This is a genomic window from Mycobacterium sp. SMC-4 (assembly GCF_050205565.1).
Classification (GTDB): Bacteria; Actinomycetota; Actinomycetes; order Mycobacteriales; family Mycobacteriaceae; genus Mycobacterium.
Window position 1 is genome coordinate 124498 of sequence record NZ_JBNMQU010000010.1, and the last position, 14274, is coordinate 138771.

4 protein-coding genes are annotated in these 14274 nt (G+C 70.5%); all 4 read left to right on the forward strand.

Features of this window, described 5'->3' with window-relative positions; translation table 11 throughout:
- The first annotated feature begins 406 nt into the window (after positions 1–406).
- From ACQI46_RS18300 to ACQI46_RS18315, 4 genes are read left to right on the forward strand one after another with little or no spacing between them, the layout of a single operon-like run.
- Complete coding sequence (locus ACQI46_RS18300; RefSeq protein ID WP_427095444.1) at positions 407–2185, forward strand: AMP-binding protein; 1779 nt, start codon at positions 407–409, stop codon at positions 2183–2185.
- The gene (locus tag ACQI46_RS18305; protein WP_427095445.1) at positions 2182–7674 is read left to right on the forward strand and encodes an acyltransferase domain-containing protein; all 5493 of its coding nucleotides are present in this window, start codon (positions 2182–2184) and stop codon (positions 7672–7674) included. The genes ACQI46_RS18300 and ACQI46_RS18305 overlap by 4 nt, the downstream gene beginning before the upstream one ends.
- A gap of 60 nt (positions 7675–7734) precedes the next feature.
- Positions 7735–9477, forward strand: coding sequence for an AMP-binding protein (locus ACQI46_RS18310; RefSeq protein WP_427095446.1), 1743 nt, complete (start codon positions 7735–7737; stop codon positions 9475–9477).
- Positions 9474–14270, forward strand: coding sequence for an SDR family NAD(P)-dependent oxidoreductase (locus tag ACQI46_RS18315; protein WP_427095447.1), 4797 nt, complete (start codon positions 9474–9476; stop codon positions 14268–14270). Before ACQI46_RS18310 ends, ACQI46_RS18315 begins: the two co-directional genes overlap by 4 nt.
- Positions 14271–14274: the final 4 nt, after the last annotated feature.

Below are 14274 nucleotides of genomic sequence, written 5' to 3' on the forward strand. Positions count from 1 at the left end.
GAGGGTGCAATTTCCGCAAATCGTTTACGTGCGCGTCAAGACGATCCGAGCACGGCATTCAGCATCTGCGCTTGCGTGACCGCGTACCCGACAGAAGCGTAGATGAGCAATCAAAAATCGCCCTTATGTAGTGGGTGTTTCCCCAGCTGGCAAAATCGGGTAGCCAACAGGAGCAAGGAAAAGCGCAGTCGGTTTCGTTAGCTGCCGGCGAAAACGGGGGTGGATCGTCAGCTTTCCTCTGGCAAGCAAGTCGTGGTGTAATCCTTCGTCGGATTTGTACGACACGATTGGCAGGTCGGTGTTAGCCTTCGGGCTTCGGGGGGCTGCGCGGCTACCAGCTGCGAATCGGTTTTGCCATCCACGGCAATGGAGCCGGGGCGCACAGTATTGATGAAAGGACGTCGCCATGCCGTTGCTTGAGTCGACCATTCCTGGCCTTCTCGCCGAACGTGCCCACTCGCAGCCCGATGAGGTGGCCTACACCTTCCTCGACTACGACGTCGATCCGAACGGGTACGCCGAGACGCTGACCTGGTCCCAGGTCTACCACCGGGTCCAGGTGGTCGCCGAGGAACTGCTGCGCCACGGGTCCAAGGGGGACCGCGCCGCGATCCTCGCCCCGCAGGGACTCGAATACATCATCGCCTTCTACGGAGCGATGCAGGCCGGATTCATCGCCGTGCCGCTGCCAGTGCCGGCCTTCGGTTCGCTCGACGAGCGGGTGTCCGGCGCGCTGCGCGACTCCGCCCCGGTCGCGGTGCTGACCACCTCGGCCGTCGTCGACGAGATCATGAGCTACGTCGGCGCCCAGGCGGGCGGCGCCGCGCCCGCGGTCATCGAGGTCGACGCGCTCGACTTCGACTCGCCGCGCGAGGTCGAGGTCAACGTCGGAACGCTGCCCAAGACCGCCTACCTGCAGTACACCTCGGGTTCCACGCGGGCGCCGGCCGGCGTGATCGTCACGCACAAGAACGTGATCGCCAACCTCGGGCAGATCTTCACCGACTACATGTCGCACCGCGGCGGTGTGCCGCCGCAGGACACCACGATGGTGTCGTGGCTGCCCTTCTACCACGACATGGGCCTGATCCAAGGTGTGTTCGCGACGCTGCTGTGCCCGCCGGACGGACCGGACGGCACGTGGGGCCGCCCGGCCGTGCTGATGAGTCCGATCGCCTTCCTGCAGAAGCCGGCGCGCTGGATCCAGCATTTGGCCACCAACACCCATTCCTGGTCGGCCGCGCCGAACTTCGCGTTCGAACTCGCGGTGCGCCGCACCTCCGACGCCGACCTCGAGGGCATGGACCTCGGCGACGTGCTGGGCATCATCAGCGGCAGCGAGCGCATCCACTCGGCGACCATCCGCCGGTTCAACGAGCGCTTCGCGAAGTTCAACATGCCCGACACCACGGTCCGCCCGTCCTACGGCTTGGCCGAGGCCACGCTGTACGTCATCTCCGCGCCCACCGGCCACACCCCGGCGACCGTGCGTTTCGACTACGAGAAGCTCTCGGCCGGGCACGCCGAGCGCTGCGGCAGCGAAGGCGGCTCCGAGCTCGTCAGCTACGGCGCGCCGCGTAGCTCCACGCTGCGCATCGTCGACCCCGAGACGCGCACCGAGAACCCGGACGGCAAGATCGGCGAGATCTGGGTGCACGGCGACCAGGTCTGCTCCGGTTACTGGCGGAACCCGCAGGCCACCGAGCGCACCTTCGGCGGCGAGATGGTCAACCCGACCCCGGGCACCCCGGCGGGCCCGTGGCTGCGCACCGGCGATCTGGGCGTGATGAGCGAAGGCGAGATGTTCATCATCGGCCGGATCAAGGACCTGCTGATCGTCGACGGCCGCAACCACTACCCCGACGACATCGAAGCCACCATCCAGGAGATCACCGGCGGTCGCGTGGCCGCCATCTCGGTGCTGGACGACACCAGTGAGCAACTCGTGGCCATCGCCGAGTTGAAGAAGCGCGGTGACTCCGAGTCCGAGGCGCTCGACAAGCTGCGTGCGGTCAAGCGCGAGGTCGCCTCGGCGATCAAGAAGTCCCACAGTGTCCGGGTCGCCGACCTGGTCCTGGTGGCGCCCGGCTCCATCCCGATCACGACCAGCGGCAAGATTCGGCGCTCGGCCTGTGTGGATCGCTACCGCCAGGACGAGTTCAGCCGGCTGGACGTCTCTTCATGACGGCAGAGTTCGACGAAGCTTCAATCCGGCACTGGTTGGTTGACTACCTGGTAACGAATATCGGGTGTAGTCCCGACGAGATCGATTTCGACGCCCCGCTGAGCGATCTCGCCGTGGGCTCCAGCGATGCTGTCGTGCTGACCGGCGAACTGTCGGAAATGCTGGGGCGGACCATCTCCCCGGTGGAGTTCTGGCAGTACCCGACGATCAACTCGTTGGCGAAGTTCCTCACCGGCGGAGAGGTCGAGGCGGTCGCCGAGGCCGCGCCCGTCAAACGGGGCGGCCTCGACGAGCCGATCGCCGTCGTCGGGCTGGGCTGCCGGTTCCCCGGCGACATCCACGGTCCCGACGAGCTGTGGCAGTTCCTCACCGACGGCAAGTCCGCGGTGAGTCAGGTGCCGTCGTGGCGCTGGGAATCCTTCGACGACGGCTCAGCCGAGGCCACCGCGGCGCTGCGCAAGACCACACAGTGGGGCTCGTACCTCTCCGACGTCGACGAGTTCGACGCGGAGTACTTCGAGATCTCGCCCAGTGAGGCCGACAAGATGGACCCGCAGCAGCGGCTGCTGCTGGAGGTCACCCACGAGGCCCTCGAGCACGCCGGAATCCGCCCCGAGGCGCTGCGCCACACACAGACCGGTGTGTTCGCCGGCGCCGGTTTCGGCGAATACGGCGTGCTGGCCTCCAAGGACCTGTCGCAAGTCAATGCGTACTCCGGCACCGGCGGCGCGCTGAGCATCATCGCCAACCGGGTTTCCTACTACTTCGACCTGCGGGGGCCATCGGTCACGATCGACACGGCGTGCTCGTCGTCGCTGGTCGCGATCCACCTGGCGTGTCAGAGCCTGCGCACCGGCGACTCCGATGTCGCGCTGGCCGCCGGCGTGAACCTGCTCCTGTCACCGGCACCGACGTTGAGCTTCGACCAGGCCGAGGCGATGTCGCCGTCGGGCAGATGCCACTCGTTCGATGCGCGCGCCGACGGTTTCGTCCGCGGTGAGGGCTGCGGCGTCGCGGTGCTCAAGCGGCTCTCGGATGCCGAGCGCGACGGGGACCGCATCCTGGCCGTGGTCCGCGGCTCGGCGGTCAACCAGGACGGCCGCTCCAACGGACTGATGGCGCCCAACCCGTCGGCCCAGATGGGGGTTCTGCGGTCGGCCTATGCGGCAGCCGGGGTGGAGCCGCGCGACGTCGACTACGTCGAGGCCCACGGCACCGGCACCCTGCTGGGCGACCCGATCGAGGCACGCGCGCTGGGCACCGTGCTCGGTCGCGGACGTCGCCCCGACGCGCCGCTGCTGATCGGTTCGGTGAAGTCGAACCTCGGCCACACCGAAGCTGCCGCCGGCATCGCGGGCTTCGCCAAGGCGGTGCTGGCGCTGCAGCACGGTCGCGTCCCGGCCAACCTGGACTACCAGACCCCGAACCCGCACATCCCGTTCGACAAGCTGCGGCTGAAGGTCGTCGCCGAACCCACCGACCTGCCGTCGAGCCGACGGCCGCGCGTGGCAGGGGTCTCGTCGTTCGGCTTCGGCGGCACCAACGCCCACGTCGTGATCGAACAGGCGCCCGCGCCTGCCGACGCACCCGTACCGGAGAGCGTCGGATCCCCGGTGACCACGCTGGTGGTCTCCGGCAAGTCGGCTCAGCGCATCGCGGCCACCGCCGCCGCGGTCGCCGACTGGATGACCGGTCCCGGTGTCGAGGAATCGCTGCCGCAGGTCGCACACGCGCTGAACCACCACCGCAGCCAGCACACCAGGTTCGCGACGGTCTGCGCCCGTACCCGCGAGGACGCCGTCGCGGGTCTGCGCGCGCTCGCGGCCGGGGAGTCCGCGCCCGGCGTGGTCGCCCCGCTCGACAAGACGCGCAAGCCCGGACGCGTGTTCGTCTACTCGGGACAGGGTTCGCAGTGGGCCGGGATGGGCCGCCAACTGCTGGCCGAGGAGCCGGCCTTCGCGGCCGCGGTGGCCGAGTTGGAACCCGTCTTCGTCGAACAGGTCGGGTTCTCGCTGCACGACGTGATCGCCGGGGGACAGGACGTCACCGGCATCGATCGCATCCAGCCGGTGCTGGTCGGCATTCAGCTGGCCCTCACCGAGCTGTGGCGCTCCTACGGCGTGCATCCCGACGCGGTGATCGGCCACTCCATGGGAGAGGTCGCCGCCGCCGTCGTGGCCGGCGGACTGAGTGTGGCCGACGGCCTCAAGGTGATCGCGACCCGGTCGCGGCTGATGAAGCGGCTGTCGGGACAGGGCGCGATGGCGCTCGTCGAACTCGACGCCGACGCCGCCGAGGAGCTGATCGCCGATTTCTCCGACGTGACGGTGGCCGTGCATGCCTCGCCGCGCCAGACCGTGATCGCCGGGCCGCCCGAGCAGGTGGACGCCGTGATCGCCGCGGTCGCCGCGCAGGACCGGCTGGCCCGGCGGGTGGAAGTCGACGTCGCCTCGCACCATCCGACCGTCGACCCGATCCTCGAGGAGCTGCGCACCGCGCTGCAGGACCTGCGGCCCACGGAGCCGGTGATCCCGATCGTCACCACCACCGGCGGGCACGACGAGGCGGATCCGGTCTTCGACGCCGACTACTGGGTCGACAACTTGCGCAACCCGGTCCGCTTCAGCGAGGCCGTCACGGCAGCGGGCGCCGACCACGGCGTCTTCGTCGAGGTCAGTCCGCATCCGCTGCTGACGTACGGCATCACCGACACGGTGGGCACCGACCACCACCGCGTCGTCCCGACGCTGCTGCGCGACGCCGACGAGACACTGACCTTCCACACGCACGCCAACAGCACCTACACCAACCAGGTGCCGGCCACGCCGCACGTCTGCGGACCGCGCCCGACGCTGCCCACCACGCCGTGGCTGCACAGCAGGCACTGGGTGTCGGTGTCGACGAGCGAACACCGCGCGGTGTCGGCGCCGAACCTGGGCACGCTGCTCGGCGAGCGCAGCGCGGTCGCCACCCTGCCGCCGACCCACGTCTGGCATGCCCGGCTCCTGCCGCAGGCCAAACCGTATCCGGGTTTCCACCGGATCCAGGGCGTGGAGATCGTCCCGATGTCGGTGCTGCTGCAGACGCTGTCGGTGGCCGCCGCCGATTCCGGTGCCGCAGCGCTGACCGACGTGCGGTTCGAACGCCCCGTGGTGGTGAGCCAGCCGCAGGTGATCCAGGTCGTGGCCACCGGCGACACGTTGACGGTGTCGTCCGCGCCGCGCGCCGACGCCGACGCGGGCCGGTGGGTGCGGCACGTCACCGCTCGCCTGGCCACGTCCGCGCCGGAGGCCGCCGACCCGACCGCCGACGACGCGCCGGAGGCCGCCGAGAGCGGCTATGACGCCGCCCGGGTCGAGGAGCTCCAGACCCGCTGGGGCGTGGAAGGTCAGCCCTTCCCGTGGTCGATCGACTCGGTCCGGCCGGTGCCGGGCGGCCTGGTGGCCGAGGTCGAGATGCCGGAGGCGTCGCGCGTCGCGTTGCTCGACGCCGCCGTGCAGATCGCGCGTCTGGCCGACCTGTCCGACGAGCGTCTGATGGTGCCCGCCGGTGCGCACAGCGTGTCGGTGTCGGGGACGCCGGTCGGCAAGCGGGCCACCGTGACCGTGCGCCGACGTCCCGGCGACGGTGACGACCTCGTCGTCGACATCACCGCGATCGAACCCGACGGCGACGTCGGCGTCGACATCCGCGGCCTGCGCTATGTCGACGTGCAGGCGGGTGCGACCTCGACCACGTCCGCTCCGCAGAACGTCGCCCACGTCCTCGACTGGGAGCCGTGGTCCCCGGACAACGGCGACCGCACTGCCGGCGCCGTCTCCGCGGCGGTGCTCGGCGCCGGTGAGGTCGCCGACGCGTTGCGCTCACGCCTGCGCGACCACGGGTTCGACCTCGTCGACGCCGACCGGGCGCGCTGCGTGCTGTACGTGCCCGACACCGAGGCCGGCGGACCGGACGAGAGCGACCTGGACTGCGCGGTCCGACTGTCGGGCGACGTGGCCGAACTCGTCGGTCGGCTCGCCGAACGCGACCGCGACGACGCGCGGCTGTGGATCGTCACCTCCGGGGTCCGCGACGGTGCATCGGATCAGGCGCTGCGCCAGAGCTGCCTGTGGGGGATCGCGAACGTCGTCGGAGCCGAACAGCCCCAGCTGTGGGGCGGACTGGTCGACATCGCCGACGGCGCAGACCTCGACGAGGCGATCCGCACGCTGGCGACCGTCGTGCCCACACCGGCGAAATCGATTCTGTCCCTGCGCGACGGCGAGGTGTTCGCACCCGCGCTGGCCGCGGTCGCCGAGACCGCCGAGCCGGTGCGCGAGCCGCTGCGTTGCCGGCCGGACGGCGCGTACCTGATCACCGGAGGCATGGGTGCGCTGGGTCTGTTGACCGCCTCGTGGCTGGCCGATCGCGGTGCCCGGCGGATCATCCTCGCCGGTCGCACGGCGCTGCCGCCGCGTCGGCAGTGGACCTCGAGTGAGCTGGATCGCGACGTGCGCGCGAAGATCGACGCCGTCCGCGCGCTGGAGGCACGCGGGGTCGCGGTCGAGATCGCACCGGTCGACATCGGCTCCCGCGACGCGGTGTCTGCTCTGCTGGAGCAGCGCGACGACGCGGGCGCACCCCCGGTCCGCGGCGTGGTGCACGCCGCGGGCGTGACCGAGAGCCAGCTCCTGACCGACGTCTCCGAGGACCGGCTGCGGCGCACGATGTGGCCGAAGATCGCCGGCGCCGAGGTGCTCGACGCGTTGTTCCCGGCCGGCAGCCTGGACTTCTTCGCGCTGACGGCGTCGGCGGGCACCGTGTTCGGTGTCCCCGGCCAGGGCGCCTACGCGGCGGCCAACGCCTACCTCGACGGTCTGGCGCGGGCCCGCCACCGGCAGGGTTGCCCGACGGTGAGCCTGGACTGGGTGGCCTGGCAGGGCCTGGGCTTCGGCTCCGACGCGCAGGTCGTCGTCGACGAGCTCGCGCGGCTCGGGTCTCGGCCGGTGACCCCGAGCGAGGCGTTCGCGGCGTGGGAGTACGTGAGCCGCTTCGACATCGCTCATGCCGTCATGGCGCCGATGACCTCGGGCGACCCCGACGAGGTCGAGACCGGGGCCGTCACCGCTCCGACCCGCGACTGGTCGAAGCTGTCGGCCGAGGAGGTCTACGCGGCGCTCGAAGACGGACTGCGCGCGGTCATGGCCTCCGAACTGCGGCTGCCGCAGGCCGAGGTCGATTCGGACCTGCCCTTCGCCGAGATGGGTCTGAACTCGGTGATGGCCATGTCGATCCGCCGCGAGGTCGAGCAGCTCGCGGGGATCGAGTTGTCGGCCACGATGCTGTGGAATCACCCGACGATCGCGTCGCTGGCGGCGCACCTGGCCGAGAAGGTGGCCCCGCCCGCAGAAGACGACGACGCGGGCCTGGAGGAGTCGTCGGACAGCCTGCTGGACAGTCTGTTCGACAGCGTGGAGACCTCGGCGGGTTTCGAAGGCAGGATGTGATGCGCACGACGTCGTGCCGTCCTGCCTCACCTCGCGCGAGTCGATTGGAAAGGATCACAGATGCCATCTCTGACGGCGCCGTCGGCAGCCACCATTCCCGCGGTGCTCGCGGACCGCTCTCGCCGGCAGCCCGATGACATCGCCTACAGCTTCATCGACTACGAGTCGGATCCGGCCGGTGTCGAAGAGAGCCTGACCTGGTCGGAGGTTCACGACCGGGTGCAGGTCGTGGCCGAGAAGCTGGCCAAGACCGGGTCGCCCGGCGACCGCGTCGTGATCCTGGCGCCGCAGAGCCTCGAGTATGTCGTCGCGTTCCTGGCCGCGATCCAGGCCGGCTTCATCGCGGTGCCGTTGTCGATGCCGCAGTTGCGTCAGCACGACGAGCGGGTGACCGGGGCGATGAAGGACTCGACGCCGGTCGCGGTGTTGACCACGTCGTCGGTCATCGACGAGGTCCGCAAGTACGGCCAGCTCGATCCGAGCCAGCGGCCACCGAAGTTCCTCGAGGTGGACACGTTCGACTTCGACTCGCCGCCCAAGCCGGCCGCCGACGTCCCGCTCCCGAAGACGGCGTACCTGCAGTACACCTCGGGGTCGACGCGGCAGCCGGCCGGCGTGGTGGTGACCCACAAGAACGTCGTGGCCAACCTCGAGCAGCTGCTGACCGACTACTACGAGACCGATCCCGGTGGCGCGCCCGAGGACACCACGATCGTGTCGTGGCTGCCCTTTTATCACGACATGGGGCTGATCGTCGGGGTGTTCATCCCGATGATGCTGGGCCGTCCCGCCGTACTGATGAGCCCGGTGGCGTTCATGCAGAAGCCGTCCCGGTGGATGCAGCAGCTGGGCTCGCACCCGAGTGCGTTCACCGCGGCACCGAACTTCGCGTTCGAGCTCGCCGTCAAGCGGACCACCGACGACGACCTCGCCGGCAAGGACCTCAGCGGCGTCAAGGTGATGATCAACGGCGCCGAACGCGTGCACGCCGCGACGGTGCGCCGGTTCAACGAGCGGTTCGCCGCGTTCGGTCTGTCCGACTCGGCGATGCGCCCGTCCTACGGGCTGGCCGAGGCCACGGTGTACGTCGTGGCGTCCGCGGGCGGGCGTCCGCCGACGGCTGTGCGGTTCGACTTCGAGAAGCTGGCCGCCGGGCACGCCGAGCGGTGCAGCGACGGCAACGGCGCCGAGCTGATCGGGTGCGGCGCGCCGCGCTCGACGACGGTGCGGGTGGTCGATCCGGACTCGTTGATCGAGAACCCGGCCGGCAAGATCGGCGAGGTGTGGTTGCACGGCGAGCATGTGGCCGCCGGCTACTGGCACAACCCGAAGCTCAGCGAGCTGTTCGCCGCGCAGCTGCCGGAACCGACCGCGGGCACCCCGAAGGGTCCGTGGCTGCGCACGGGCGATCTGGGCGTGATGTTCGACGACGAGCTCTACATCATCGGTCGCATCAAGGACCTGTTGATCGTCGACGGCCGCAACCACTATCCCGACGACATCGAGGCCACGGTCGCCGAGTTCACCGGCGGGCGGGTGGCGGCGATCTCCGTGCCCGACGACGCCAGCGAGCGCCTGGTCGTGGTCGCCGAGCTCAAAAAGCAGGTCGAGCCGTCGGTTCTCGACTCCCTCAAGGCGCAGGTGACGTCGGCGATCTCGATGACGCACAGCGTGCGGTTGTCGGACTTCGTCCTGGTCGGGCCCGGCTCGTTGCCGTTGACCACCAGCGGCAAGGTCCGGCGCGCCTCCTGCGTCGAGCTGTACCGCAATGACAAGTTCCGTCGGTTGGACGTTGCTGAATGACCTCTGCTTTCGACGAGGCCGCAGTCCGGCAGTGGCTGGTTGACTATCTGGTCACCAACAACGGTTGCAGTCTCGAACAGATCGATCGCGGCGCGTCGATGCACGACCTCGGGGTGGGATCCCGGGACGCGGTCGTGCTCACGGGGGTGTTGTCGGAGTACCTGGGCCGGACCGTGTCTCCGGTGGACTTCTGGCAGTATCCGACGGTCGACGCGCTGGCGAAGTTCCTGACCGGCGGCGACGTGGAGCCGGTGGATGCGCCTGCCGTGGCCCGCCCGGCCGGCAGCGACGAGCCGATCGCGGTGGTCGGTCTGGGTCTGCGGGTGCCCGGCGGCGCGGCCGTCGACGGCAACGTCGCCGGCCCCGACGCGTTCTGGGACTTCCTGATGGCCGGTCACTCGTCGGTCGACGAGGTGCCCACCGACCGGTGGTCGGCGTTCGACGACGGCACCGCCGAAGGCGCCGCGGCGCTGGCCGGCACCACCCGGTGGGGCTCCTACCTCCGCGACATCGACGCCTTCGACGCCGAGTTCTTCGAGGTGATCCCGCGCGAGGCCGCGCGCATGGACCCGCAGCAGCGGCTGCTGCTCGAGGTCACCCACGAGGCGCTGGAGAACGCCGGCGTCCCGGCCGACGCGCTGGCCGAGACCCAGACCGGCCTGTTCGTCGGGGCGTCGGCCGCCGACTACGCCAACCTCGGCTCGTCGGATCTGAGTCAGGTCGACGCGTGGTACGCCACCGGCGGCGCGTTGAGCATCATCGCCAACCGCGTCTCGTACTACTTCGACCTGCGGGGGCCGTCGGTCACGATCGACACGGCGTGCTCGTCGTCGCTGGTCGCGATCCATTTGGCGTGTCAGAGCCTGCGCACCGGCGATTCCGAGCTGGCGCTGGCCGGAGGAGTGAACCTGCTGCTCTCGCCGGCGGCGACGCGCAGCCTGGATCAGGCCGAGGCGATGTCGCCGACCGGCCAGTGCCACGCGTTCGACGCCGCGGCCGACGGTTTCGTGCGCGGTGAGGGCTGCGGCGTGGTGGTGCTCAAGCGTCTGTCCGACGCGCAGCGCGACGGGGATCGGGTGCTGGCCGTGGTCCGCGGCTCGGCGGTCAACCAGGACGGCCGCTCCAACGGGCTGATGGCGCCCAACCCGTCGGCGCAGATGGCGGTCCTGCGTGCGGCGTACTCGGTCGCCGGCGTGGACCCGCGGGAGATCGACTACGTCGAGGCGCACGGCACCGGCACGCTGCTCGGCGACCCGATCGAGGCGCGCGCACTGGGAACGGTGCTCGGCAAGGGGCGCCGACCGGACGCGCCTCTGCTGGTCGGCGCGGTCAAGTCGAACCTGGGCCACCTCGAAGCCGCCGCCGGTGTGGTCGGCTTCGCCAAGGCTGTTCTGGCGTTGCAGCACAACATGATTCCGGGTAACCGCGGCTACGAGAGCCCGAATCCGCACATCCCGTTCGACAAGCTGCGGCTGCGGGTGGTCAGCGAACACACCGAGTGGGCGCCGGCCGGTCGGCCGCGGCGGGCCGGCGTCTCGTCGTTCGGGTTCGGCGGCACCAACGCGCACGTGGTGATCGAGCAGGCGCCGGTCAGCGTTCCCGCCGCCCGCGCGGACTCCGACGCGCCGACCGTCACGACGCTGGTGGTGTCCGGCAAGTCGGCTGACCGCATCGCCGCGACGGCCGCGACGGTGGCCGACTGGATGGCCGGACCGGGCGCCGATGTGTCCCTCGGTGAGGTGGCCGACGCGCTCAACCACCATCGGACCCAGCACCATGCGTTCGCGACCGTGGTCGCCCGCGACGAGGCCCAGGCCCGGGCCGGTCTGCGCGCGCTGGCCGAGGGACGGTCGGGCGACGGCGTCGTCGCCCCGGCCACGGTCACCCCGCAGCCGGGCACGGTGTTCGTCTACTCCGGGCAGGGCTCGCAGTGGGCAGGCATGGGACGGCGGCTGCTGGCCGACGAGCCGGTGTTCGCCGACGCGATCGCCGCGATCGAGCCGGTGTTCGCCGAGCAGGTCGGGTTCTCGCTGCGCGACATCATCGCCGAGGGCACCCCGATCAGCGGGGACGCCCAGGTGCAGCCGGTGCTGATGGGTCTGCAGCTGGCGCTGACGGAGTTGTGGCGTTCCCGTGGAGTGCACCCCGACGCGGTCATCGGGCACTCGATGGGCGAGGTCACCGCGGCCGTGGTCGCGGGTGCGCTCAGCGTCGCCGACGGACTGAAGGTGATCGCGCACCGGTCGTCGATCATGTCCCGGCTGGCCGGGCAGGGCGCCGTCGCGTTGCTCGGCCTCGACGAGCAGGGCTGCGCCGACGCGATCGCCGGGCACGCCAGTGTCCAGATCGCCGGATATCTGGCCCCGCGGCAGACCGTGGTGGCCGGGTTGCCCGACGAGGTCGACGCCGTCATCGCCGCGGTCACCGCGCAGAACGCGTTCGCCCGCCGGGTGAACATGGTGGTGGCGTCGCACACCGCGCTGATGGATCCGGTGCTGCCCGACATCCGCGCGGCGCTGGCCGACATCACCCCGAACATGCCGACGCTGCCGTTCCTGTCCACGGTCACCGAGTCGGCACCCACGTTCGACGCCGACTACTGGGTGGCCAACGTCCGTCAGCCGGTGCGGTTCCAGCAGGCGGTCGCCGCCGCGGCCGCCGACTACGGCACGTTCGTCGAGATCAGTCCCCACCCGATCCTGACCCAGTCGATCAACGACACCCTGGCCGGGCAGACCGGTCACCGCACCATCGGCACGCTGGTCCGCGACGGCGACGACACCGTCACGTTCCAGGCCAACGTCAACGCCACCCACACCTCCCGCCCGCCGCAGACCCCGCGGTACGCACCGCGCCCCGCATCGCTGCCGGCTACTCCTTGGCACCGCACCCGGCACTGGGTGGACGTGCGGCCGGGACGGGTGCGCCAGGACCGCCGGGTCGCGCTGCCCGCCGACAACACGGTGCCCGAGCAATGGTTCTGCGAGCTGGCCTGGAACCCGAAACCCCTTGTCGCGGAGGGCGATTCGACCGACCGCGCAGCATCGCGCTGGCTGGTGATCGGTGACGGGGACGTCGCCGTCCAGATGGGCCGCGTGCTGGGCGATGGGTCGACCGTCACCTCATTGCCGGCCGTCGACGCCGCCACACTGCCCACGCAGCTGGCCGACGCCACCCACGTGCTGTACGCGCCCCGCCCCGGCGACGGCGACGAGTTGGGCTACGACCTGTTCGAGACCGGACGCCTGATCGCCTCGGCCGCGGCGGCCACCCCCGCGCATCCGACGCTGTTCCTGCTGACCCGCAACGCCCAACCGGTCGCCGAGGGCGATCGGGCGAACGCGGCGCAGGCGGTGCTGTGGGGTCTGGGCCGGACGCTGGCGCTCGAGCACCCCGAGATCTGGGGCGCGGTCCTCGACGTCGACGAGTCCGTGCCCGCCGTGCTGGCCGCGCGCTGGGTGCTGGCCGAGGCGCACGTCGGCGACGGGGAAGACCAGCTGGTCTACCGGGCCGGTGTGCGGCGCGTGGCGCGGCTGCGCCACGGCCTGCCGTCCGCGGTGGCCGGCGCGGGTCCCGTGTCGCAGACGTTGGACCCCGACAAGGCGCACCTGGTCATCGGCGCCACCGGCAACATCGGCCCGCAGCTGATCGAGCAGCTCGCGGCCATGGGCGCACGCACGGTGGTCGCGGTGTCGCGCAACCCCGGTTCGCGGCTCGACGACCTGACCGAGCGGATGGCCGCGGCCGGCACCACGGTGGTCACCGCGGCGGCCGACGCCTCCGACGAAGCCGCACTGCGCGCAGTGTTCGACCGCTTCGGCGCCGACCTGCCGCCGCTGGGCGGGATCTATCTCGCCGCGATGAGCGGTGGGCCGGTGACGCTGGCCGAGATGACCCGCGACGACGTGGTGGCGATGTTCCGGCCGAAGATGGACGCCGTCGCGTTGCTGCACACGCTGTCCGTCGAGCATCCCGTCGACCAGTTCGTGCTGTTCTCGTCGATCTCCGGCGTGCTGGGCTCCCGGTGGTTGGCGCACTACGCGGCCACGACGACGTTCCTGGACACGTTCGCGTTCGCGCGGCGCGCCGCGGGTCTGCCGGCGTGCGCGATCAACTGGGGCCTGTGGAAGTCGCTGGCCGACGTGCAGACCGGTTTCGAGCGCCAGGCCACGATGGAGTCCGGTCTGGAACCGATGGAGGACGCGGTGGCGATCACCGCCCTGCGGTTGTTCGTCGGCGCCGATGCGCCGGCCCGGGCGACCGTGGTCGCGGCGGACTGGCCGCGGCTGGCGGCGGCTTACCACACCCGTGCGCAGTTGCACATCCTCGACGATCTGCTCGCCGAACCGTCGGAGGCTGGGACCGTTGCGCTGTCGGCGAACACCGAGTTCCGTCAGCGGCTGCGCGCGTCCGCGCCGGAAGAGCGCATCGACATGCTGACCGAGCACGTCAGCGCGCAGGTGGCCGCGGCGATGGGGCTGGCCTCGGCGCACACGCTGGACCCCACGGTCGGATTCTTCCAATTCGGCATGGACTCGTTGATGAACGTAACGTTGCAGCGTTCGCTGAGCGAAAGCCTGGGGGAGGTCCTTCCGGCATCCGTGGTCTTCGACTATCCGACCGTGGAGGCGTTGACGGATTATCTGGCGTCGGTACTTCCTGAGATACTCGAGACCGCGAGTACCGGGGGCGACGACGCGGGTGGCTCCGGCGAAGCAGGCATCGACGAGGACGCCTACGACGACCTTGCCGAGGACGAACTCCTCGCAAGACTTTCGGAAAGATTGAGTTGAGTGG

Coding starts and splice junctions, on each gene's coding strand:
- ACQI46_RS18315 (WP_427095447.1), top strand. CDS start 9,474: ATGACCTCTGCTTTCGACGAGGCCGCAGTCCGGCAGTGGCTGGTTGAC.
- ACQI46_RS18300 (WP_427095444.1), top strand. CDS start 407: ATGCCGTTGCTTGAGTCGACCATTCCTGGCCTTCTCGCCGAACGTGCC.
- ACQI46_RS18310 (WP_427095446.1), top strand. CDS start 7,735: ATGCCATCTCTGACGGCGCCGTCGGCAGCCACCATTCCCGCGGTGCTC.
- ACQI46_RS18305 (WP_427095445.1), top strand. CDS start 2,182: ATGACGGCAGAGTTCGACGAAGCTTCAATCCGGCACTGGTTGGTTGAC.